A 21,703-nucleotide genomic window follows, 5' to 3' on the forward strand; every position below is an offset into this window, starting at 1 on the left:
TTTCCTGCCATAAAGAATTGGTTTTATAACGCAACGGAGCGTAGAAACTGTCTTTCAGACGGCCTGCCGCCAATTTCAACAATTCAGGCGTGATTTTGTCTCCTTCCCAAAACTCATAAACATATTCCTGAGTACTATTCTGCCAACTGATAGTACCAAACAGATAACGTCGGTTAGGGCTACGGTATTGTTGATTTAATTCAGTTTTTGACAGCATGGGTTTCAAGATAGTAGCCAGATAATGCTCATGCAGCCGAAATTTGGGAGTATTGATGTAGTCGGTACGGCCGTCGTCTTCACGATCGATGAGGAAAAGGATATGAGGAATTTCATATTCACTACCTTGATCATAGATACGCGAAAGTAAGTCAAAATCGGCCTGGCTTTTGATTGCAGATAACGCAGGAATTTGTGTTTTAACTGGAGTGGCTGCAGTTTGACGCTTTTCAGACTCGTAATAAGAAGGCTTACGCGCCGTTGGTGCAGCCGTGTCGGCTGTCTCAGCCTCAGGACGGCACGCTGAAAGTAAAAACAATATTGGGAGGCTAAAAGCAGGTTTCATGATGTTGTCGGTTATCCAAATCAGATGAAAGCAATATACTTATGGTAAAAATTTAAATCAAACTGTTTGTTGCCTGGATAAATCAGTTTTATCATCTGATATTAAGTAGGCCGTCTGAAACGTAATTTCAGACGGCCTTTTAGATTGTCAACACTCCTAAAATATTCATGGACCTGAATACTTTAAAACAAGTTATTGAAATTTAGAAGAAGGAAGAAGAAATAGAAAAAAACGATGAATAGGATAAGGTAAAGTAGAGTTTCCAATATTTCTTAAATATTACCATTCAGACTGTATTTTCTCCATTAATCACTATCTATTTACCATCAGTATCATCTTAGTTAAGATGTCTGAATATTGTTATAATATACCTCAATAATAACCACTATTTAGAGTAATGTGGTAAATACGTTGAAGCATCAGACAATCAACGAACATGAATGTATCCTGATCAAGTTTTCTTAAATTAATATTTAATTTGCTCATGATATTGAATAAGGACTTTACTGATGAAACCTTTTATCCTGCTGCTATCTGCAGCTTTATTGTCAACTTTTAGCCTAAATGCTTGTACGGAGAGAAATAATATGAGTGTCCAAGAACAAACAGAAGCACGTTTCAAATTGAACCCCGAGCCGAAACAACCATACAGGGTCAAGGTTAAGATTAATAATGCACCGGGGCCGATGAAACCTATAAACGATATGTATATTGGTTATGCAGCAAGAAATTGTTCTTATACCATTAGTCGGTTGGCAGGTGCGACGGCATCTCCTGAAAAAAATATTCCAATCAAAATGAATTTGGTCGGACATGATGAATACGAAGTACTCTTCTATGCTGATGCTGTACTGGATGAAGATTATTTCGGAGAAGGTGTCTGCCAATGGAAGCCTGAAAATTTTGGAGCTTCATTTAAGGCGACAGGTAAAAAGGAAGAAACTGAATTCAATATCAGCGATGTAATGGAAAATCTTGAAAAAGAAAAAACACTGACCAAATATTATTGGAAGCGAGGGTATCCGTATTATAAAAATAAAGATGGTTTACCATATGGAAGCGAAGATTCTCCTGATGTGGATTTTGGTGAAAAAAGCCTATCTGCCTATGGGGCGGGACCTCATAATGACAATGATTTTTTTAGTATCACCGTTACTCTAGAGGAAGTTAAACCATGACTCGACTAAGTAAACAACAGTATGCAGACCTTGCTCAAGATTCCTATGAAGATCGTGTGGTTACCCCCCCTAATAAAACCTTACTTATTGGTGGAAATCATTATAGAGTCCTAGCGATCCATAAAAATCCAACAACAGACTACCAAGGTGCAGTTTATCAAGATGTCCGTACCAATGAGATTGTTGTCGCCCATAGGGGGACGTCATCCGCGATGGATGCCAAAGTTGATCTGAAAATGGTCATCCATAAGGCCAATATCCAGGCAGAAGATGCAGCAAAACTAACTATGATGGCACTAAAAGAAGCAGATAAATTTCACAATAAACATCCTGAACAAAGTCAACCCAGCATTACACAAGTTGGTCATTCCCTCGGGGGGGCATTGGCTCAAATTCAATCTTATCACTTCAAGCAGGAGGGCGTCACCTTTAATGCCTATGGTGCAGCAGCGTTAAATGGAATTCCCAAAGGTGGAGATAAAGTGATCAATTATGCCTTGGCCTCAGATGTCGTATCTGCAGCAGCTCCTCATTACGGCAAAATGGTCATTCTAGCTAAACAACCAGAATTAATTATGCTGCGAGTGAATGGATACAGTAATGAAAGTACCGGCATACCTCATCTAGATACCAAGAACACTGTTTCAGCAGCCATTGGAACTGTGTGGTGGGCACACGGCATTGGTAATTTTACAGGCATTAATTCAATACTCTCAGAACGCAATTATCAGTCAGCTTTGGAATTGGCAGAACGCAATAAAAAAATGATAAATGATTATAGAGATGATGTTAATGACTACCGCAACACGTTACATAAAATAGGCAAAGGTGTAAGCGAAACCCGAGAAATATACCGGAAAATCCGGGAAAAAATTGACAGAGATCCGAACCTGATGTCTTGGAATGATAAGGAAGAGCAGTACAATTTTATGCAGACAGTTGCTTCATTTAACCCACAATCTCTTCCACCTGAGGCACAAAAACTTTTTGATTCTGTCAAAGGGCATATGACCGCTTACCATGAGAAAAACGGTTTGCCTATTGATGAAGAAAAATTCCAAAATTCCGTAATGGCTCTTACTGCTTTAGGGAGATCACAAGGAATGACTAATGCCACTCTGTTCAGTGTGAAAGGAGATCAATATCTAATTGGTGAACTCAACCCCCATCTGAATCGTGTTGGAATGCATATGAATGAATCTGCCTCTATACCAGCAGTAGAAAGTTTGAATCAAATTCAACAAGCTACACGGCAATTTGAATATGATGAACAACAAAGACAGATAGCGCAAACCCAGACACGAGGTATGAGCTTGTCGTAAAAGAAATGGACGCCAAGGCGCGGTTCGGTAACGAACTTGGACTATGATGCCACTATTTTAAAATTGGCAAATGCCTTGGGTGGAATAGAAAATGTTGGTCAAAAAGATGTCCTAAATCCGTTAGGGGACATAGGTAGTATGAAAAAAAGAAACAAAACCGTCGTAAAACCAGTCGTTATAATGAGAATTTAGTGTGCATCAATAGAGAAAAAGTCATCTGATAAATTTCAGGTGGCTTTTTTATTCTTGGATTCTATAAGTGATTGTACTACTGAGCGAAACAGAATTTAGCAGGCTAAAATACTAGCATTATAAATTTAACATAATATAAATTATGTAGTTTTTCCCTATACCTAACAATCGCCGTTGTTTATTCCTGTTTGTTAACTATTAGTTAATTTTAAAAGATTTCGTATAGTACTCCAATTTTTAGTATAAAATCAATAGGTTTTGATAGAAATTTGGCTACTTAATTTTACTGTGAACCTATCATTAATAGTAGCCTGACGAAATAGAGTAGGGCAAAGATAGTGAATTGTGCTAACTTTGTTTGAACTTATTCAAAACTGTTTAGATGGTCTTATTTCATTAATCCTATCTTTTTTCTCTCTACAAAATGCAAAGACCATTGTTGATTAGTTATTATCACTTATAACTACCGTCAATCCCTGCATTTCCGTTTCCACCGTTTCTCCTATTTTCTTGCAATCTTTCCTTAATCATGTGTGAACCTTTTCTTTTTCAGTCAATGACGTTATTTATTGGAGAAATGTTTTTCACTATCAACCTTAACAATCACTATTAAAATGCGCGCCGATGTTCTGTCTCCGCCTGTATGCAGCTTGGGCGACGGCGAGGCTGCATTCGAGCAGGTTGCGGTTTTCGTATTCGGACACGGTGTGCGGCTCGGCTTGGTTTTGTTTCCAAAGCCTCAGTTGGGCGATAGCGCGGCGCAGGTCGGTATCGTTGCGGAGAATGCCTAGATGGTGTTGGTTGAAGGCTTGCAGGACGGGGCGGCTGAATGTGTTTTGGAGGTCGTCTGAAAAGATGCCTGCTTCAGCGGAGAGGTTTTCAGACGACCTTTTGGACGGTGCGGTTTGGAACGCTTGTCCGTCCGCGATGGTTTGGGCGGCAAGTCTGGCGGTCACGACGCATTCGAGCAGGGAGTTGCTGGCGAGGCGGTTGGCTCCGTGCAGCCCTGTGCAGGCGGTCTCGCCCAAGGCGTAGAGCTGCGGCAGGGAGGTTCTGCCGCAGGGGTCGGTTTGGATGCCGCCGCAGGTGTAGTGTTGCACGGGGCGGACGGGGATGGCTTGGCGCGTAATGTCCAAGCCGCATTGGGACAGGCAGTGCCGATGGATGGAAGGGAAATGCTGACGGACGAACGCTGTGGGTTGATGGCTGATGTCGAGCGAGACGAAGTCTTGCGTTTGTTTGGCGATTTCGGCGGCGATGGCGCGGGCAACGATGTCGCGCGGCGCGAGTTCAGCGCGGCGGTCGTAATGCGGCATAAACCGTTCGCCCGATTGGTTGGTCAGGATGCCGCCTTCGCCGCGCACGGCTTCGGAAATCAGGAAGGTGCGGCCGTTTTCAGACGGCCTTGCTAAGCCTGTGGGGTGAAATTGGATAAATTCGAGGTTTTCGACTGCGCAGCCTGCTCGTATCGCCATGGCGATAGCGTCGCCCGTGCATTCGGGCGGCGTGGTGGTGGCGGCGTAAATCTGTCCCAAGCCGCCGCCTGCGAGTACGGTATGGCGGGCGCGGATGCGGTAGGTTTCTTGCGTTCGGCGGTCGAGGACGGTCAGTCCGCATGCCGCGCCTGATTCGGTTTGGACGTCCAACGCCATCTGCCGCTCGCAAACGCGGATGTTCGGGCGGCGGCGTATTTGGGCAATCAGGCTCTGCATGACGGCTTCGCCCGTGTAGTCGGCGACGTGGGCGATTCGGCGGCAGGTATGCCCGCCTTCGCGCGTCAGGTGCAGGCCGTTATTATTTTGGTCGAACGCCACGCCCTGCGCCAGCAGCCATTCGATTGCCGGTTTGCCCTGCGACAGGATGGTGCGGACGGCGGCTTCGTCGCACAAGCCCGCGCCCGCTTCCAAAGTATCGGCAACGTGTTTTTCGATGTCGTCCTCTCCCGACCACGCCGCCGCAATCCCGCCTTGCGCATGACGGCTGGCGGTGTCGTCCAGCCGGTTTTTGCACAAAATGACGATGCGGAACGATTCAGGCAGCGACAGGGCGAGCGTCAATGCCGCCAGCCCGTTTCCGGCAATCAATACGTCGCAATCGGTTTGCATGGTGTTGTCCTTGTTTGAGAGGTCGTCTGAAACGGCAATATGGACGGCAAATCAGGCAGGGCCCATGCCGTTGAACACATCTTTTTTCTTCAGCCCTGCCGCGAAGTCGAGCATACGCTGCAAAGGCAGTTTGGCGGCTTCGCCCAGCTTTCTGTCCATCAGGATTTCGTTGTGCCCGCTTGTCAGGGCGTGTTTGATGCCACCCAGCGAATTCATCGCCATCCACGGGCAGAACGCGCAGCTTTTGCAGCTTCCGCCGTTGCCCGCCGTCGGCGCGGCGATAAATTCTTTATCGGGCGCCTGCTTTTGCATTTCGTGCAGGATGCCCAAATCGGTCGCCACAATGAATTTTTTTTCGGGACGAGATACGGCGGCTTTGAGCAATTTGCTGGTCGAGCCGACCACGTCACCCAGTTCGATGACGCTTTGCGGCGATTCGGGATGAACCAGTACCACCGCGTCGGGATGCTCCGCCTTCAACGCCGCCAGCTCCTGCCCTTTGAATTCGTTGTGGACGATGCACGAACCCTGCCACAGCAGCATATCCGCACCCGTTTCGCGGCGGATGTAGTCGCCGAGATGGCGGTCGGGCCCCCAAATCAGCTTCTCGCCGCGCGATTTCAGATACGACACGATTTCTAACGCCACCGAAGACGTTACCACCCAGTCGGCACGCGCTTTCACGGCGGCGGAAGTGTTGGCGTATACCACCACCGTACGGTCGGGGTGTTGGTCGCAAAAAGCTGAAAACGCTTCTTCCGGGCAGCCCAAATCCAAAGAACATTCCGCTTCCAAATCAGGCATTAACACTGTTTTTTCAGGGCAGAGGATTTTCGCGCTCTCGCCCATGAAGCGCACACCCGCCACCACCAATGTACTGGCTTCGTGTTCCGCACCGAAGCGCGCCATCTCCAACGAATCGCCCACGCATCCGCCTGTTTCCAAAGCCAAATCCTGAATCAGCGGATCGACGTAATAATGTGCCACCAAGACCGCGTTTTTCTCCTTCAGCAAAGCCTTGATTTCATCTTTCAGACGGCCTGCTGTTTCGCGGTCGGGCGTGTCGGCAACCTTTGCCCACGCCTGACGGATTTGGCAGGCGGAAGTCGGCGTTTGGATGAGGGGCATATCGTAATCGAACGAACGGCGGGCGGCGGTTTGCATGAGGCTTCCTTATGGCTGGTTTTTCAGACGGCATAAAGGTTTGCTGTCTATGTTTGGAAATAGTTTTTATATTATGCTCAATTTGAGTATAATAAGCAAGGTCGTCTGAAAACCGCTTTGGTTTACAATAAGGTTTTCTCTTGAATGAAAGCCACGCATGGATGCCTATCCTGAAACAGCAGCCAATACGCAAAGTATCGTCGAGCTTGTTCCTGTACTGATCGCCATTACAAACGGCAGCTTGAGGGTTTTGACTGTTGCCCAAGGCTCGCTGCTGCCCAACGGCCTGCTTGCACCGTTTCGCCACTCCTTGCAGGCAGGGGTCAGAATGTGGGTCGCCAAGCAGACATCGCAGCCCATGGGCTATGTAGAACAGCTTTATACGTTTGTAGATACGCGCCGTCAAAACGAGCAAGGCCTGCCTGTCTTATACGTCAGCTATTTGGGACTGGTGCGCGAAGCGGCCGACAGCATCCTTCATCCCGATGCGAAATGGCAGGACTGCTACTGCTATTTTCCGTGGGAAGATTTGCGTACTGACAGCGGACAGCGCGATACCATCGTCAGCTGCCTACGCATTTGGGCAAACTCGGCGGATACGGAGGAAGTGCGCCAGAAGCGGCTCAAGCGCATTCATTTGTGCTGGGGTGTAGAACCTGAAAACTGGTCGGAAGAATACGTTTTGCAACGCTACGAAATGCTGTATGAAAGCGGCCTGATAGCGGAAGCCGCCGAGCCGCAGGCAAACTTCGACTTCGCGCTCACGGGGCAGCCCATGCTCCACGACCACCGCCGCGTACTGGCAACAGCCTTATCCCGCCTACGAGCCAAAATCAAATACCGCCCCGTGATTTTTGAACTGATGCCGCCCGAATTCACACTGCTGCAACTGCAAAACAGCGTCGAAGCCATCAGCGGCAGATTGTTGCATAAGCAAAACTTCCGCCGCCAGATTCAGCAGCAGAACCTTATCGAGCCGTCAGATACCGGCGTATCAGGCAGTAAAGGTCGTCCTGCACAGCTTTACCGCTTCCGAGATGACGTTCTGCCCGATCAGCTGATTTCTGATATTGGACTGCCGCTGGGTAGCCACTAACTGATTTTCAGACGGCCTCAAATTAAATTTTGCCCCATCAGGCAAATATCAATATTTTTTAACAAAGGAACCTTCATGTCGTCTGAAAACAATCTTCTTCCTCTACCCGATACCCTGTTGCGCCCCATGGTAGAACAAGCCTTAAGCGAAGATCTGGGTAGGCGAGGAGATATTACGTCCGCAGCTGTCATCGCTCCCGATAAAACTGCCAAACTTTTCCTGAACAGTCGTGAGGACGGCATAATCGCAGGCATGGACTTGGCGCGTCTTGCCTTTCAGACGATGAATCCGTCCGTCCGTTTCCAAGCTGAAATTCAAGACGGGCAAGCCGTTCGCGCAGGTCAGACGCTTGCCGCCGTCGAAGGAAACGCTCGCGCGCTGCTCGCCGCCGAACGCACCGCGCTCAACTACCTCACGCACTTAAGCGGCATCGCTACCGCCACCGCTCGCGCAGTAGCCGAAGTCGCTGAATACGGCACAGACATCGTGTGCAGCCGCAAAACCATCCCCCTGCTGCGCGTCCTGCAAAAATACGCCGTCAGAGCAGGTGGGGGAGTGAACCACCGCATGGGCTTGGACGACGCCATCCTCATCAAAGATAACCACCTTGCCTATTGCGGCAGCATCGCCCAAGCTGTGCAGCAGGCAAAACAGGCGGTCGGACCGTTGACCTGCGTGGAAATCGAAGTGGACACATTGGCACAACTGGACGAAGCCATCGCGGCGGGCGCGGAACGGATTTTGCTGGATAATATGGACGACGAAACTTTGAAAGAAGCGGCAAACCGCTGCCACACACAAACCGCCCACCCACACACCGTCTATTGCGAAGCATCGGGCGGCATCGGTTTTGACCGCCTGAAACGCGTGGCGCAAACCGGCGTGGACGGCATCGCCCTCGGCTATCTGACCCACAGCAGCCATTCGTTGGATATAGGATTGGATTTCGTGGCTTAAATTTCGAGTTTGCTATAAAGCAAAGGCCGTCTGAAATATAGACGTTTTATTTTCAAGCAGCCTTTTTGCTTCCAAAGCAGAAGATATAAAAATTATGCAGGTTAGCTTCAACCTTCATATAACATGAAAGAGTAGGGCATAACTAAGCCATCATGTAAAAAGCCGTCTGAAACCCAATGTTCAGACGGCTTTTTACTCCCAAAATGATTAATTGATCATCACCATTTTCCAGTTATCCCAATGCGTATTGTCCGCCCAGGTGCAGGCATATAGGAACGGCTCATTGGGTCGAGGTAGTAGCGGTTGGTCAGGTTGCTGCCCACAAGTTCGGCGGTCAGATTTTTGCCGATTTTGTAGCGCAAATAGGCGTCCCATACGGCGACAGGCTGCCAACGCATATCGTTATGCTGGGGTTTGTGGTTGCTTCCCATATATTGGTTGAATGTGTCATAGAAGGCTTGCCATGCATCGTTGCGGTTTTCATAGACACGGCTGTGGTAATGAAGGCGCACGCCTGTTTCCAGCCTGTTGGCAAGGAAGCGGCTGCCCAATTCGACATCAATCGACCAGCGCGGTTGGAGCGCGCTTGCCAGATAGCCCGAATCGCTCAAACCTCCGTGATTGCAGACAGGGCGGCTCATGGTTTTGCCAGTTTGAGCAAAATATGTTGCATCGACATCTCCCGCAGTCACAGTCGACCATTGGAAGGTTTCGTCGCACATTTTGTTTTTCAGACTACGGAATACGTTCAGGCTGCCGAAGACGCGTCCGGTATCGAAGCGGGTGGACAGCTCGGCACCACTGCGGATTTGCCTGTCGAATTGTTCGAATTCGAGATTGTCGTCCCTGTCGATATAAATGGTTTGCCGAGAGGATCGACGAAACGGTTATATACGCCCGTCAATTAACCGACTGGTACGATGCCGTTGAGCGCGAAATGGGCATTTTGCAAACCGAACCGAAAGGCGAAGTCCGCATCAGCCTACCGACCGGTTATAGCGCGGTTGAACCGATGAAACGTACCGTGCAAACCTTACGCCATCGCTACCCAAAAATTCGCTTAATACTCAATGAAAACAACTACTTGGTGGATTTACAAAACGATACCGATATCGCTATCCGCGTTGTTTTACATCCTGACGATCCTGACAGCATCGCGCGCCCATTGGCACAATGGCAAACCTTGATTTGTGCTTCGCCAGACTATTTGCACAAACACCCCATTGCCCAGCCACAAGATTTACTCAATGCCGACTGGCTCAATCACAATAGCAATGTCCTGCTACACGCCTTCAAGTGTTTAGGGCTACCTGAAACGCTGCCCGAAAATCGCACCGATTGCCCAGATTCTTCACTGGTCGCACGCGAATATGCCTGTGCCGGTATGGGAATGACGGTGTTGCTTTCTGGCGATGTGGCACCTTTGATAGAAAATGGTCAGCTAAGTGTTGTATTACCTGAACACAAACTCCCCACCCGCACCCTTTACGCCACCACCGCACATCGCACACAATCAGCAAAAGTACGCACCGTATTGGATTGCTTAATACGTTGTTTTGGTGAAGGAAAGGGATTGATAAAAAGCGCTGAAAATTGACCGCACTTTGTTATTAAAAAGGCCGTCTGAAATTTCAAACGGCTTTTACTTTTAACGCATCCACAATCAGCTTAAACACATTGGAATGCCCGCGGCGGCTGGGGTAATAGAGGTAAAGCGGTTCGTAAGTCATAGCATACTCAGGCAACAGCTCGACCAGGTGCCCAGAATGGAGTGCATCTGCGGCGATAATATGTGGTAGCCAAGTGATGCCAAGGCCGTCTGAAACGGCTTGCAGACGCAGATGATTGTTGATGGAAAACTGCGATTTTGGCGTGAACGTAATCAGCTCTTTTTTGTATTTGAATTCCCACTGCATCTCCGTGCCGTGTTCAGCGGAGAGTTTTATGCCGATAAGGCGGTGCTGTTGCAGATCATCAATATTTTTCGGTGAACCGTGTTGCGCCAAATAATCGGGCGAGGCAACCAATACCATTTTGAGCGGCGCAGAAATCGGCACCGCAATCATCTCTTTCGCTACCTTGTTACCTAACCGAACGCCCATATCAAATCCTTCTTCCACAATATCTGCCCAACGATCGTCCACCACGATTTCCAAGCGGATTTTCGGGTATTGGTTCAAAATCGGCTTTAATTTTGGATACAACACGGCTTCCGCTGCCATCGACGGGGCGTTGATGCGAATCAATCCCGATGGCGTATTCAAAAAATCATTTAATGCATCGACTTCTTGGTTTATGGCTTGATAAAGTGGGGAAAGTTGGTCGAAAAGCTGCTGCCCCGCTTCGGTCAGCGATACATTGCGCGTAGTGCGGTTGAACAGGCGCAAATTTAGCCGCGTTTCTAAATTTTTCATGCTGTGGCTCAATGCCGAAGAAGAAATCCCCAAAAGCTGTCCCGCTTTTACAAAACTCTGTGTTTGCGCCAACGTCAAAAAATAATTCAGTTCGTTAAAGTTCTGCATTTTCTCTTTAAACCCTCTTTTATTAGTGAATTTAATTCATTACATCATAAAGCTAAACCATATTTATCTCAATAAAAACAAATCATAAAATGACTGCACTTTCATGAGAGTAAACAGAAGACAATATCCGCAAACATCACATCCCTTTTTTATAAATTATTTATTCTAGGAGTTAAAATGAACATTTTATTATTAAACGGTGGTAAAGCTTTCGGCCATTCTCATGGTGAGTTAAACCACACGCTTCACAAAAAAGCAAAAGAAGTTTTGACCGCACTTGGACACAATGTAAAAGAAACTGTGATTGATGCTGGCTATGATATTGAGGCAGAAATCGAAAAATTCTTGTGGATGGATGCCGTGATTTGGCAGATGCCTGTTTGGTGGATGCACGAGCCTTGGACAGTGAAGAAATACATAGACGAAGTATTTATCGCTGGACACGGCAAGCTTTACCACAGTGATGGCCGTCATCGTGTCAGCCCGACCGAAGGCTTCGGTACAGGTGGTTTATTGCAAGGCAAAAAACACATGCTTTCGCTTACTTGGAATGCGCCGATTGAAGCGTTCACCCGTGAAGGCGACTTCTTTGAAGGCAAAGATGTGGATGCTGTGTACATGCCTTTCCACAAACTCAACGAGTTTATCGGTTTGACCCGTCTACCGACATTTACATGTAACGATGTAGTTAAAAATCCACAAGTAGAACAATACTTCGCAGACTACCAAGCACATTTGAAAAAAGTGTTCGGTTAATGATAAAACATCAACTTGAAGCGGTGGGCTTTTGCCCACCATTTTGTCAGTCGCTAATTGGTACGAAATATGGCAAATCCGTGGCGCAAGTGATTACCCGCTGGCTGGTGGAACGTGGCATCATTGTATTGGCAAAATCCACCAAACCCGAACGTATGGCGGAAAACTTGAACGTCTTTGATTTTGCTCTCAGCGATGAAGACAAAGCCGAAATTGCCAAACTGGACGGCACGTTCGCCGCCATCGTCAATCACGACACGGTGGATAATTTGAAGCGCATCTCCGCGTGGAAAACGGGCGTGTAAGTGTAGCGAAAAACCATCTGCAATTCATCATATGAAAGGACAAAACATGATTAACGGGTTAGATATCGAACGTTTCCGAACTACCATGGCAGCGGTTGAAAACGACCATACAAAAGGCAAGGCAGCATTACGCGCCGATTCGCGCTGGGTATCCGGCACGAAGAACGAAATCTCCGTGCGCCGCTTCCCTGCCTTTACCACAGACGAACCGAAAAACATGGGCGGTGAAAACGCCGCCCCAAGTCCGATGGCATACCTGATCGGCGCTGCTGCAGGCTGCTGCTCCATAGGTTTCGAGTTGCAAGCAGCACAGGCAGGCGTGAAACTGGAACAGTTTGAAATATCCGCGAGTGGCGGTATCGACATGGCCAAACTGTTCGGCATGGAAGATGGCTACGGCGGACTGGATAATCTGGTGCTAACCGTAAAAGTAAAAGCCGACGCCGACCTTCCTACCCTGCAAAATTTCGCCGACCGCTCCGCCGCCACCTCGCCAGTGTTGAACAGCCTGAAAGCGCGGGCAAAAGTGGTTGTGGAAAAAATCTAGACGACTCAAAACGTTTTCTTGTTTTCATTTCGTTGAAAGCCCCTTTTCTAGACAACTTGAAACGTGCTTAATCGCTCAAAGGAGTACATGACATGCAACAACTACACACTCTGAAAGACATCGAACAGGCCATCGCCACACACCCTTTAGTATCACTGTACATCAAAGCTCCAATCTGCGGTGTTTGTACGGTCGTGGCCGCCCAGCTTGACTCAGCTTTGGCGGAGGAAGGAAATGTGTATGCCGTAAAAGCCGATATTGCTGAAATACCCGAAATGGCCGGACGTTTCCACGTGCTGACCGCACCTGCATGGCTGCTGTTTTATCAAGGCAAGGAAGTAGAACGGATGGCCCGCTTCATCCCTCAGGCACAGATGAAGCAGACATTGGCAAAATGGACAAAAGTAGCAGAAAGCGAACATCAGTAACCGGTCTATCAATGTTTCAGACGGCTGCGGTCTTGATAATGATGCAAGTGGTCAAATTTTTAAGATAATTTGCAAAACACTTAAAAATTTGACCGCTCTTTATTACGAAACGTTTTCTTGTTTTCATTTCGTTGAAAGCCCCTTTTCTGGACAACTAGAAACGTGCTGAATCGCTCAAAGGAGTACATGACATGCAACAACTGCACACTCATCCGCGCCGCCGTGGGCAAAGATTTCTTGGTAGGCGTAAAACTCAATTCGGCGGACTTCCAAAAAGGCGGTTTTGACGAAAGCGAATCGGTGCAGGTAGTACAAAAACTGTCAGAAATGGGCATTGATTTTATTAAGGCAGAAATCACCCAATCCTTACGCAACGAGCTCTGGGAAAAACTCAGCAATGGTGAAATCGGCAAACCGATTATTCATCAAGTATTTGATTTTAAAGACGTAGCAAAAGCCCATATAGAAATGGACAAAGGCACGCATATTGGGAAAGTGATGTTGGATTTCACTTTGCTCAATCAATAAGGAGTAACACCATGAAACTTTCCATTCTCAATCTTGCCCCCGTTCGTGAAGGGCAAACTTATTTGCAAGCGGTCGATTCGATGGTGAATCTTGCAAAACACGCGGAGCGCATTGGCATTGAGCGCTATTGGATTGCTGAGCATCATAATATGAAAAATTTGGTGAATTCAGCGACCGCACTTTTAATTCAGCATACGCTAGCCAATACGAAGACCTTGCGCGTTGGCTCGGGCGGCGTGATGTTACCGAATCATTCGCCTTATGTGGTGGCCGAGCAATATGGCACACTGGAGACGCTTTATCCAAACCGTGTTGAACTCGGTTTAGGGCGTGCGCCAGGAACTGATATGCAAACGGCTGCAGCACTTCGTCGTGGACGAAACAGTCTGGATTTCCCTGCGGAAATTGCGGAACTTCGCGGTTACTTTAAAGATACTAACCCTGTTTCTGCATATCCTTCTGCCGGCTTGAATATACCGTTTTATATTTTAGGATCTAGCACTGAAAGTGCCTATCTTGCGGCAGAACTTGGCTTGCCTTATGCATTTGCTTCACACTTTGCGCCACGTATGATGGAAATGGCAGTGGAGATTTACCGCAAAAACTTCAAACCTTCTACCTATCTTGCTGAACCTTATGTCATCTTAGGTGTGAACGCGATTGTTGCAGAAACCGATAACGAAGCGAGACAACTCGCGACGACGCAAACACTATTTTTCTTAAATATAGTGACTAATGAGCAACAAAATTTACAACCACCGATGGCGTCAGAAGAAGACGTTTGGAAAGCCCAAATGCATGCCCAAAAGAAACCACACTTTGGCCCAGTCGATTTTGAGGAAATCCCGATTTACAATCAAGAGCGTGCTGTGGTGGAACAAATGACTGCTTGTTCGCTTATCGGTAGTCCTGAAAGTGTGGAATTTCAACTCAAGCAACTGCGTGAACGGGTACATTTTGATGAAATTATGGCGGTGAGCTATATTTTTGATGAACAAAAACAAGCCCAATCTTATACGATGTTAAAATCGATTGTGGAGAAGCAATCGTGATAAAAACATGGCGAGATCATCTCGCCATGTTTTATGCCTAAACCATTTTCGACAACAAAATCTCCTTCAACTTGTTATACACCCACACCACTCGCTCGGCAACAATCGTTTGATATGGTCGATATAAATAAAGCTGCCATTTTTGCTTTTCAATTTCAGGGAAGAGTTCCACCAATCGACAGTTTTTCAAATAGGGATCACAAACGCTGTTTATAAGATAAGAGCAAGAGCGTTCAGCTAGCGCCGATTGCAGTTCGCTTTGCACATCTGAAGCGAAGAAAATCGTGTGGTTTGGCATAAAGCGTTGTTCAGCGTTGATTTGCCATTGCCAAATGCGTTTCAGTTTGGGATCAATCAAACCACTCAGCGGATAATTTTGGGCTAAATCTTGCAAATCTTTAGGGAAATCTAACCGCTTGAGCAAGGCTGGGGAGGCGACAATTTTTTCCGAAAAAGTGCAGATATGCTGCGCTACCCAATCCAGCTCAGGTTCTTGGCAAATTCGCAAACCAATGTCAATTTGGTCATCCACACTTTTGAGCTTATCAATTCCCACCCGCCAATCAATCACAATGTCGGAGTAGGGCTCAAGTGCGGTCAATAATTCAAACAGAATTTCATCATTATAAGGCATTGGTGGCAGGGTAATCCGCACCACACCTTGCATTGCTTTTTCTTTTACATTGTTTTTAGCAAATAGCCGTTCGCCTTCCGCCAAATATTGCGTCGCTTTCGGCAAAAATTGTTCGCCAAATTCAGTGAGCTTTATGTTTCGCGTGTTACGTTTGAACAAACTTTCACCTAATAAGGCTTCGAGATCGGCGATCATTCTTGTGACGACTTGAGGCGAAACGGCGAGCCGCTGGGCGGTTTCACGAAAATTAAAGGTTTCGGCAGCGGAGCAAAAATCAGGAATTTTCCATATCAGGCGGCAAACTTCGGATAATATACAAAATCAAACATCTGCGCTACAAGGTTCAGCCGAACAAGCCGCCGATATATTTGCTGATGGTGATGGCGCTGAGTACTGCCATCAAACCGACCACAATCACGCCGGAAACGGTGAGCCACAGCGGGTGTTTGTAGTCGCCGACAATTTTGGTTTTGTAGGCGGCAATCAGAATCAGACCGAGGGAAATCGGTAAAATCAGGCCGTTTAATGCGCCTACGAACACCAGCACCTGCGCCGGTTTGCCGATGGTGGAAAATACGGCGGTGGACACGGCGATAAAGGCAATAATCCATTTGTTTTTATTGCGTTCGATAGACGGGCTGAGACCGGAGAAGAACGACACCGAAGTATAAGCCGCACCAATCACCGAAGTAATCGAAGCCGCCCAAATCACCACGCCGAAAATCAGCAGGCCGATGTATCCCGCCGCATATTCAAACGGTGTGGAAGCAGGGTTGTCGGGATTGAGCTGTACACCTTGGCTGACCACGCCCAAAACCGCCAAAAACAATACAATCCGCATAATCGAGGCAATCAGGATCGCCCGCACCGAGCTTTGGCTCACTTCCGGCAACGCCGATTTGCCTTTGATGCCTGCGTCCAGCAGACGGTGCGCACCGGCGAAGGTGATGTAGCCGCCGACCGTGCCGCCCACCAGTGTAACAATCGCCATTGCATCGAGTTTTTCTGGCATAAAGGTATGCACGGCGGCATCTGCCAGCGGCGGATTCGCCTGCCATGCCACATAAACCGTCAGCGCAATCATTACGAAACCCATCACTTGGGCGAATTTGTCCATCACTTTGCCTGCTTCTTTAAACAGAAACACACCGATGGCAATCACGCCGCTGATCACGGCACCGGTTTCCGGCGACAGTCCGGTCAGCAGGTTCAGACCCAAGCCTGCGCCGCCGACGTTGCCGATATTGAACGCCAAACCGCCCATCACAATCAGCACAGCCAAGAAATAGCCTGCGCCGGGCAAGACCTGATTGGCAATATCCTGCGCCCGTTTTTCGGAAACGGCGACAATCCGCCAAATATTGAGCTGCGCCCCGATGTCGAGCAGAATCGAGAGCAGAATCACAAAGCCGAAACTTGCCGCCAGTGCTTGGGTGAAGGTGGCGGTTTGGGTCAGAAAGCCCGGGCCGATGGCGGAAGTCGCCATCAGGAATGCAGCGCCGATTAAGGCATTTCTGCGGTTTTTTTGATCAGACATAATCGCTCATCCTCTATAAAATTGGTTGTTGCTGTGTTTGGGCGAAACCTGCGGTTTTAGCTACGCAGAAACTCGCTTTGCTCGTTTTGGCGAAACCTGCGGTTTTCAGACGGCCTATGAACTGTTTTTCAAGCAGAAACTTTGATGCCTGCCGCCAGTAGTTTCTGCCGGATTTTTTCGGCAAACACCACGGCGTGCGGCCCGTCTCCGTGCAGACAGATGCTGTCGGCTTGCACGGCAACCAGGCTGCCGTCCACTGCTTTGACCTGCCCGTCCCGCACCATCTGCAATACTTGGGCGATGGCTTCTTCGTCGCTGTCCACCTGCGCATCGGGGCGGCTGCGGGGAACCAGCGTACCGTCGGGCATATAGCGGCGGTCGGCGAATACTTCGGAAATCACACCCAAGCCTGCGGCTTTTCCGGCTTCCAAGAGCAGGCTGCCGGAAAGTGCCATCAATTTCAATTTCGGGTCGAAATCCGCCACAATTCGGGCAACGGTATCCGCCAGCGCACGGTTTTTCGCCGCTTGGTTGTACATTGCGCCGTGCGGTTTGACATAAGCCATTTCCAAACCCTGATCACGGCACAAGGCCTGCAATGCGCCCAACTGATAATTCAGACACGCCCGCAAATCGGCTTCGGACAGATTCATTTCGGTACGGCCGAAGTTTTCCCGATCGGGATAGCCGGGGTGTGCTCCGATGCGCACGCCGTTTTGTTGGGCATACGCCAATGCCGCCCGAATATCGGCAATGCTGCCGGCGTGTTGGGCGCAGGCGATGTTGGCCGAAGTAATCAGCTGCAACAAGGCTTCGTCGCTGCCGCAGCCTTCGGCGAGATCGGCGTTTAAATCAACCTGCTTCATGGGTGATTCTCCGTATTTGGTTCAGATAGGCTTGGTTTTTGCGCCGTAGGGCGGTGGCTTCTTTCAAGCCGATTATTTTGAATTTGACTTTGCTGCCGAAGCGCACCTGTGCCAGCCTGCCCAAATCGGCGGCGGCAACGGTAGCAATTTTCGGATAACCGCCGGTGGTTTGCGCATCGGCCAGCAGGATAATCGGTTTGCCGCCGGGCGGCACCTGCACGGTTCCTGCCTGAACAGCGTGGGACAGCATTTCCAAAGGTTGCGACAGGGTCAGCGGCTGTCCGTCGAAGCGGTAGCCCATGCGGTTGCTATCGCTTTGCAGCGTCCACGTTTCCCGTTCCAGATTCAGACGCCCTTTTTCACTGAAAGCGGCATATTCCGACGAAGGAACAAGGTGGACGGTATCGGTAAACGGTATCGGAGCAATGCCGACTTTGGACAATTCCTGCGCACCTTTGCCGATGGGGAGACAATCGCCTTTTTGCAGCATTCTGCCCTGATGGCCGCCGAAACCGGCTTTCAGGTCGGTGCTTCTCGAACCCATCACTTCCGGCACATCAAATCCGCCCGCCACGCACACATAGCCGTACATGCCCTGCACGGCACGCACCAGCTTCAAGGTCTGCCCTTTGCGGGCGGTATAACGCCAATACGAATAGACCGGTTCGCCGTCCAATTCCGCCTGATACACGGCACCGGTGAGACAAAATGGCGTATCCCGTTCAAACACCAGCATTATTCCGCCCAAAGCGATTTCGATTGCGGCCGTGCCTTCGTCGTTGCCCAATAAAATATTGCCCGCCGCCAAAGCAACCGTGTCCATCGCACCGGCATGACCGATGCCGTAACGCCGGTGTCCGTAGCGTCCGGTATCCTGAATATGCGCCGGTGCCTGCACTGCCGAAACGTGAATCATGGCTCAATCCTTTCTGCAACAAAGCGGACTTGGTCACCCGCCGCCAGCAGGGTCGGCGGATTCAAATCGGCTCGGAACAAGGGTAATTCGGTTCTGCCAATAATCTGCCAGCCGCCGGGCGAAGCGAACGGATACACACCGGTCTGACTGCCGCCGATACCGACCGAACCGGCAGGAACGGACGTTCTCGGCACGGCACGGCGGGGCGTGTGCAATGCTTCGGGCAAGCCGCCCAGATAAGGGAAACCGGGCTGGAAGCCCATCATAAATACGGTATAAGTTTGCGCCGTATGGCGGCGGACGATTTCGGAAATAACCGTCTGATGGAAAGCAGCGACTTCCGCCAAATCCGGGCCGTATTCGCCGCCGTAGCAGACGGGAATTTCCACCAGTTTACCCTGATGGTCTGTAACGGCGGTGTGTTCCCACACATATTGCAATTCATCGGCAAGCGTCGCCAAATCGGTATCGAAACGGGTGAACACGGTCAGATTGTTCATGCCGACCACCACTTCCTCAATCCTGTCGTGCTGCCCGAGCGCAGCGGCAAACGCCCACAACTTTTGCTGTTTGCCCAGTTCGGAAGGTGCATTCAGTCGGCAGACCAAAGCGGATTCGCTGATTGGTGTGATCTCTATTCTCATTTGTTGTTCATTTTGGTTATGTTTTAATGAATCTATATGCAGGGGCGGCGGTTTGTCAATATCTTCTGTGCCGCATCATCAAACCGTCGACTGCCGCTGCACTTTTTCAGACGACCTTGGATTCGGATTTCAAGTGCAACACTAGTGTATTAGTGGTTGGAACAGATTCAAGAATAAAACACTTGGCGTTTCGTAGCCAAGTGTTTTTCTTGGTCGGTGGTTCGTCGGTGGTTCAACTCATCTTGAACCCTGCGTATCTCCCGATCACTGATGTTGCGGAAATCGGTTTGTTTGGGGAAGTATTGCCGGATGAGTCCGTTGGTGTTCTCATTCAGCCCTTTCTCCCAAGAATGGTAAGGGCGGCAAAAATAAGTCTCCGCTTTCAATGCTTTGGTTATTTTGGTGTGTTGGTAGAACTCTTTGCCGTTATCCATGGTGATGGTGTGCACCCTGTCTTTATGTGCCTTTAATGCCCTGACAGCTGCCCGGGCAGTGTCTTCGGCTTTGAGGCTATCCAATTTGCAGATGATGGTGTAGCGGGTAACGCGTTCGACCAAGGTCAATAATGCGCTTTTCTAGCCTTTGCCTACGATGGTGTCGGCCTCCCAATCGCCGATACGGGATTTTTGGTCGACGACGGTGGGTCGGTTTTCTATGCCGACACGGTTAGGCACTTTGCCTCTGGTCCATGTGTTGCCGTAGCGTTTTCGGTAGAGTTTACTGCATATTCTGAGATGTTGCCACAAAGTGCCGCCGTTGCTTTTGTCTTGGTGAAGGTAGCAGTAAATGGTGCTATGGTGGAGCGTGATTTGGTGGTGTTTGTGCAGGTAGGCGCATACTTGTTCGGGACTAAGTTTGCGGCGGATAAGGGTGTCTATGTGTTGAATCAGCTGCGAATCGAGCTTATAGAGTTGTCGCTTACGCTGTTTGATAGTCTGGCTTTGCCGCTGGGCTTTTTCGGCACTGTATTGTTGCCCTTGTAAGCCGTGACGCTTGATTTCTCGGCTGATGGTGCTTTTGTGGCGGTTAAGCTGTTTGGCGATTTCGGTAAGGGTGCAGTGGCGGGATAGGTATTGGATGTGGTATCGTTCGTCTTGGGTCAGTTGTGTGTAGCGCATGGCAATCTTTCTTGCAGGAAAGGCCGTATGCTACCGCATACTGGCCTTTTTCTGTTAGGGAAAGTTGCACTTCAAATGCGAATCCGCCCTGTGTCGAATTATGGGGTCCGCTGGCAGAAAATGAGATGTTCACCTTTGCGCCGTATCCTTTTATCAGCGGCAGTATGACGCTGGATGCAATTCGTAAGGCAGATTTATTTATTAATTTTGACATTGTAAGGCAAATGAAAGAACCGGAGATTTTAACGACAAGGGATTTGTTGAGAAAGGGCTGGGGGATATAAACAAAAAGGCCGTCTGAAAAATTTCAGATGGTCTTTTACTTTTGAATTCTGTAAGTGATTGAACTACTGAGAGAAACAGGAGTTAGTAGGTTAAAATACTAGTATTATGAATTTAACATAATATAAATTAATTTCCTTTTCCCTATTCTTCTACAAATTCCGCTGTTTTGTTCCTATATGTCAAATGAGAATTAATGATACTCTAGAGATTGTGCTCATAGTACTCCAATTTTTAGTATCAAATCAATAGGTTTTAATAGAAATTTGGCTGGTTAATTTTACTGTAGCCTTATCATTAATTGTAGCCTGGCGAAATAGAGTAGGGTAAAGATAGTGAATTGTGCCAACTTTGTTTGAACTTATTCAAAACTGTTCAGATGGTCTTATTTCATTAATCCTAGCTTTTTTCTCTCCACAAAATGCAAAGACCATTGTTGATTAGTTATTATCACTTATAACTACTGTCGATCCCTGCATTTTAGTTTCCACCGTTTCTCCTACTTTTTTTCAATCTTTCCTTAATCATGTGTGAACCTTTTCTTTTTCAGTCAATGACGTTATTTATTGGAGAAAAGTTTTCACTATCAGCCTTAACAATCACTATTAAAATATGCTCCGATGTTCTGTCTCCGCCTGTATGCGGCTTGGGTGACGGCGAGGCTGCATTCGAGTAGGTTGCGATTTTCGTATTCAGACGTGGTGTGCGGCTCGCTTTGGTTTTGCTTCCAAAACCGCAGTTGGGCGATGGCGCAGCATAGGCCGGTATCGTTGCGGAGAATGCCTAGATGGTGTTGGTTGAACGCTTGCAGGGTGGGGCGGCTGAATGTGTTTTGGAGGCCGTCTAAAAAGATACCCGCTTCGGAGTAGGGGCGTTCAGACGGCCTTTGGGACGGTACGGCTTGGAATGCTTGTCCATCTGCGACGGGCTGGTATGCCTGCCAGCTTTCGGCGTAGCTGCGGATGAGGTAAGCGTCGTATAAATCGTGGCTG

Annotated in this window: 20 protein-coding genes and 4 pseudogenes; 12 read left to right on the forward strand and 12 right to left on the reverse strand. The window is 48.5% G+C overall.

Annotation, left to right across the window (positions count from 1 at the left end):
• Window positions 1-562 (reverse strand): annotated as a pseudogene (locus O3661_RS09700) (phosphoenolpyruvate synthase); the annotation flags it as partial.
• Between the two features lie 509 nt (window positions 563-1,071).
• Between O3661_RS09700 and O3661_RS09705 the strand changes: the two are divergent.
• On the forward strand, window positions 1,072-1,740 hold the full coding sequence (locus O3661_RS09705; RefSeq protein WP_371493255.1) for a hypothetical protein: 669 nt from the start codon (window positions 1,072-1,074) through the stop codon (window positions 1,738-1,740).
• Window positions 1,737-3,062: a lipase gene (locus tag O3661_RS09710; RefSeq protein ID WP_371493257.1), complete on the forward strand. Its 1,326-nt coding sequence runs from the start codon at window positions 1,737-1,739 to the stop codon at window positions 3,060-3,062. The genes O3661_RS09705 and O3661_RS09710 overlap by 4 nt, the downstream gene beginning before the upstream one ends.
• A gap of 788 nt (window positions 3,063-3,850) precedes the next feature.
• Here O3661_RS09710 and nadB read toward each other — a convergent pair.
• Entirely contained in the window at window positions 3,851-5,359 is a 1,509-nt protein-coding gene (nadB, locus tag O3661_RS09715; protein WP_371493259.1) for an L-aspartate oxidase, read from the reverse strand.
• Window positions 5,360-5,410: 51 nt separating this feature from the next.
• The gene (nadA, locus tag O3661_RS09720; RefSeq protein ID WP_371493260.1) at window positions 5,411-6,523 is read right to left on the reverse strand and encodes a quinolinate synthase NadA; all 1,113 of its coding nucleotides are present in this window, start codon (window positions 6,521-6,523) and stop codon (window positions 5,411-5,413) included.
• Between the two features lie 157 nt (window positions 6,524-6,680).
• Between nadA and O3661_RS09725 the strand changes: the two genes are divergently transcribed.
• The gene (locus tag O3661_RS09725) at window positions 6,681-7,619 is read left to right on the forward strand and encodes a hypothetical protein (RefSeq protein ID WP_371493262.1); all 939 of its coding nucleotides are present in this window, start codon (window positions 6,681-6,683) and stop codon (window positions 7,617-7,619) included.
• A gap of 75 nt (window positions 7,620-7,694) precedes the next feature.
• Window positions 7,695-8,576, forward strand: a complete 882-nt coding sequence (gene nadC / locus O3661_RS09730; protein WP_371493264.1) for a carboxylating nicotinate-nucleotide diphosphorylase — start codon at window positions 7,695-7,697, stop codon at window positions 8,574-8,576.
• A 218-nt stretch (window positions 8,577-8,794) separates the two neighbouring features.
• Here nadC and O3661_RS09735 read toward each other — a convergent pair.
• Window positions 8,795-9,430 (reverse strand): annotated as a pseudogene (locus tag O3661_RS09735) (TonB-dependent receptor); the annotation flags it as partial.
• An 83-nt stretch (window positions 9,431-9,513) separates the two neighbouring features.
• Here O3661_RS09735 and O3661_RS09740 point away from each other — a divergent pair.
• Window positions 9,514-10,173: a LysR substrate-binding domain-containing protein gene (locus O3661_RS09740; RefSeq protein ID WP_371493266.1), complete on the forward strand. Its 660-nt coding sequence runs from the start codon at window positions 9,514-9,516 to the stop codon at window positions 10,171-10,173.
• Between the two features lie 34 nt (window positions 10,174-10,207).
• On the opposite strand, the gene O3661_RS09745 is transcribed toward O3661_RS09740, so the two are convergent.
• A complete protein-coding gene (locus tag O3661_RS09745; RefSeq protein ID WP_371493268.1) occupies window positions 10,208-11,098 on the reverse strand; it encodes a LysR family transcriptional regulator in 891 nt (296 codons plus the stop codon).
• Window positions 11,099-11,275: 177 nt separating this feature from the next.
• On the opposite strand from O3661_RS09745, the gene O3661_RS09750 reads away from it, so the two are divergent.
• The 6 genes from O3661_RS09750 to O3661_RS09775 all read left to right on the forward strand — a co-directional run bounded on the left by O3661_RS09750 (window position 11,276) and on the right by O3661_RS09775 (window position 14,714).
• Window positions 11,276-11,854 (forward strand): NAD(P)H-dependent oxidoreductase, encoded by a 579-nt coding sequence (locus O3661_RS09750; RefSeq protein WP_107723279.1) that lies wholly within the window; start codon window positions 11,276-11,278, stop codon window positions 11,852-11,854.
• Entirely contained in the window at window positions 11,854-12,159 is a 306-nt protein-coding gene (locus O3661_RS09755; RefSeq protein WP_371493270.1) for an aldo/keto reductase, read from the forward strand. The genes O3661_RS09750 and O3661_RS09755 overlap by 1 nt, the downstream gene beginning before the upstream one ends.
• 46 nt (window positions 12,160-12,205) lie before the next feature.
• The gene (locus O3661_RS09760) at window positions 12,206-12,706 is read left to right on the forward strand and encodes an OsmC family protein (protein ID WP_371493272.1); all 501 of its coding nucleotides are present in this window, start codon (window positions 12,206-12,208) and stop codon (window positions 12,704-12,706) included.
• A gap of 92 nt (window positions 12,707-12,798) precedes the next feature.
• Entirely contained in the window at window positions 12,799-13,134 is a 336-nt protein-coding gene (locus tag O3661_RS09765; RefSeq protein WP_049357864.1) for a thioredoxin family protein, read from the forward strand.
• A 186-nt stretch (window positions 13,135-13,320) separates the two neighbouring features.
• Entirely contained in the window at window positions 13,321-13,662 is a 342-nt protein-coding gene (locus O3661_RS09770; RefSeq protein ID WP_371493275.1) for a zinc-binding dehydrogenase, read from the forward strand.
• Between the two features lie 11 nt (window positions 13,663-13,673).
• Window positions 13,674-14,714 carry an LLM class flavin-dependent oxidoreductase gene (locus tag O3661_RS09775; RefSeq protein WP_371493277.1) on the forward strand — a complete coding sequence of 347 codons (1,041 nt, stop codon included), beginning with the start codon at window positions 13,674-13,676 and terminating at the stop codon, window positions 14,712-14,714.
• A 37-nt stretch (window positions 14,715-14,751) separates the two neighbouring features.
• Here the strand turns inward: O3661_RS09775 and O3661_RS09780 are convergent, their stop codons facing one another.
• The 6 genes and pseudogenes from O3661_RS09780 to O3661_RS09805 form a co-directional block, all read right to left on the reverse strand.
• On the reverse strand, window positions 14,752-15,663 hold the full coding sequence (locus tag O3661_RS09780; RefSeq protein WP_371493295.1) for a LysR family transcriptional regulator: 912 nt from the start codon (window positions 15,661-15,663) through the stop codon (window positions 14,752-14,754).
• A gap of 28 nt (window positions 15,664-15,691) precedes the next feature.
• Complete coding sequence (locus O3661_RS09785; RefSeq protein WP_016687149.1) at window positions 15,692-16,885, reverse strand: NRAMP family divalent metal transporter; 1,194 nt, start codon at window positions 16,883-16,885, stop codon at window positions 15,692-15,694.
• A gap of 128 nt (window positions 16,886-17,013) precedes the next feature.
• A complete protein-coding gene (pxpA, locus tag O3661_RS09790; RefSeq protein WP_371493279.1) occupies window positions 17,014-17,751 on the reverse strand; it encodes a 5-oxoprolinase subunit PxpA in 738 nt (245 codons plus the stop codon).
• Window positions 17,738-18,667 carry a biotin-dependent carboxyltransferase family protein gene (locus O3661_RS09795; protein WP_101097176.1) on the reverse strand — a complete coding sequence of 310 codons (930 nt, stop codon included), beginning with the start codon at window positions 18,665-18,667 and terminating at the stop codon, window positions 17,738-17,740. Before O3661_RS09795 ends, pxpA begins: the two co-directional genes overlap by 14 nt.
• Window positions 18,664-19,311 carry a 5-oxoprolinase subunit PxpB gene (gene pxpB, locus O3661_RS09800; protein WP_002215596.1) on the reverse strand — a complete coding sequence of 216 codons (648 nt, stop codon included), beginning with the start codon at window positions 19,309-19,311 and terminating at the stop codon, window positions 18,664-18,666. The genes O3661_RS09795 and pxpB overlap by 4 nt, the downstream gene beginning before the upstream one ends.
• A gap of 141 nt (window positions 19,312-19,452) precedes the next feature.
• Window positions 19,453-20,429, reverse strand: a pseudogene (locus O3661_RS09805) (IS30 family transposase).
• On the opposite strand from O3661_RS09805, the gene O3661_RS09810 reads away from it, so the two are divergent.
• Window positions 20,417-20,713 carry a T6SS immunity protein Tdi1 domain-containing protein gene (locus tag O3661_RS09810; protein WP_371493280.1) on the forward strand — a complete coding sequence of 99 codons (297 nt, stop codon included), beginning with the start codon at window positions 20,417-20,419 and terminating at the stop codon, window positions 20,711-20,713. The pseudogene O3661_RS09805 and the gene O3661_RS09810 sit on opposite strands and share 13 nt — an antisense overlap.
• 590 nt (window positions 20,714-21,303) lie before the next feature.
• On the opposite strand, the pseudogene O3661_RS09815 reads toward O3661_RS09810, so the two are convergent.
• Window positions 21,304-21,648, reverse strand: a pseudogene (locus O3661_RS09815) (L-aspartate oxidase); the annotation flags it as partial.
• Window positions 21,649-21,703 lie beyond the last annotated feature (55 nt).

The organism is Neisseria sp. 20925_1_37 (assembly GCF_041433255.1).
In the GTDB taxonomy this organism is placed as follows: Bacteria; Pseudomonadota; Gammaproteobacteria; order Burkholderiales; family Neisseriaceae; genus Neisseria; species Neisseria flavescens_D.

Bases quoted from the DNA above. Each gene is read 5' to 3' on its own strand.
- O3661_RS09705 (WP_371493255.1), top strand. From the start codon at position 1,072: ATGAAACCTTTTATCCTGCTGCTATCTGCAGCTTTATTGTCAACTTTT.
- O3661_RS09710 (WP_371493257.1), top strand. From the start codon at position 1,737: ATGACTCGACTAAGTAAACAACAGTATGCAGACCTTGCTCAAGATTCC.
- nadB (WP_371493259.1), bottom strand. From the start codon at position 5,359: ATGCAAACCGATTGCGACGTATTGATTGCCGGAAACGGGCTGGCGGCA.
- nadA (WP_371493260.1), bottom strand. From the start codon at position 6,523: ATGCAAACCGCCGCCCGCCGTTCGTTCGATTACGATATGCCCCTCATC.
- O3661_RS09725 (WP_371493262.1), top strand. From the start codon at position 6,681: ATGGATGCCTATCCTGAAACAGCAGCCAATACGCAAAGTATCGTCGAG.
- nadC (WP_371493264.1), top strand. From the start codon at position 7,695: ATGTCGTCTGAAAACAATCTTCTTCCTCTACCCGATACCCTGTTGCGC.
- O3661_RS09740 (WP_371493266.1), top strand. From the start codon at position 9,514: ATGGGCATTTTGCAAACCGAACCGAAAGGCGAAGTCCGCATCAGCCTA.
- O3661_RS09745 (WP_371493268.1), bottom strand. From the start codon at position 11,098: ATGCAGAACTTTAACGAACTGAATTATTTTTTGACGTTGGCGCAAACA.
- O3661_RS09750 (WP_107723279.1), top strand. From the start codon at position 11,276: ATGAACATTTTATTATTAAACGGTGGTAAAGCTTTCGGCCATTCTCAT.
- O3661_RS09755 (WP_371493270.1), top strand. From the start codon at position 11,854: ATGATAAAACATCAACTTGAAGCGGTGGGCTTTTGCCCACCATTTTGT.
- O3661_RS09760 (WP_371493272.1), top strand. From the start codon at position 12,206: ATGATTAACGGGTTAGATATCGAACGTTTCCGAACTACCATGGCAGCG.
- O3661_RS09765 (WP_049357864.1), top strand. From the start codon at position 12,799: ATGCAACAACTACACACTCTGAAAGACATCGAACAGGCCATCGCCACA.
- O3661_RS09770 (WP_371493275.1), top strand. From the start codon at position 13,321: ATGACATGCAACAACTGCACACTCATCCGCGCCGCCGTGGGCAAAGAT.
- O3661_RS09775 (WP_371493277.1), top strand. From the start codon at position 13,674: ATGAAACTTTCCATTCTCAATCTTGCCCCCGTTCGTGAAGGGCAAACT.
- O3661_RS09785 (WP_016687149.1), bottom strand. From the start codon at position 16,885: ATGTCTGATCAAAAAAACCGCAGAAATGCCTTAATCGGCGCTGCATTC.
- pxpA (WP_371493279.1), bottom strand. From the start codon at position 17,751: ATGAAGCAGGTTGATTTAAACGCCGATCTCGCCGAAGGCTGCGGCAGC.
- O3661_RS09795 (WP_101097176.1), bottom strand. From the start codon at position 18,667: ATGATTCACGTTTCGGCAGTGCAGGCACCGGCGCATATTCAGGATACC.
- pxpB (WP_002215596.1), bottom strand. From the start codon at position 19,311: ATGAGAATAGAGATCACACCAATCAGCGAATCCGCTTTGGTCTGCCGA.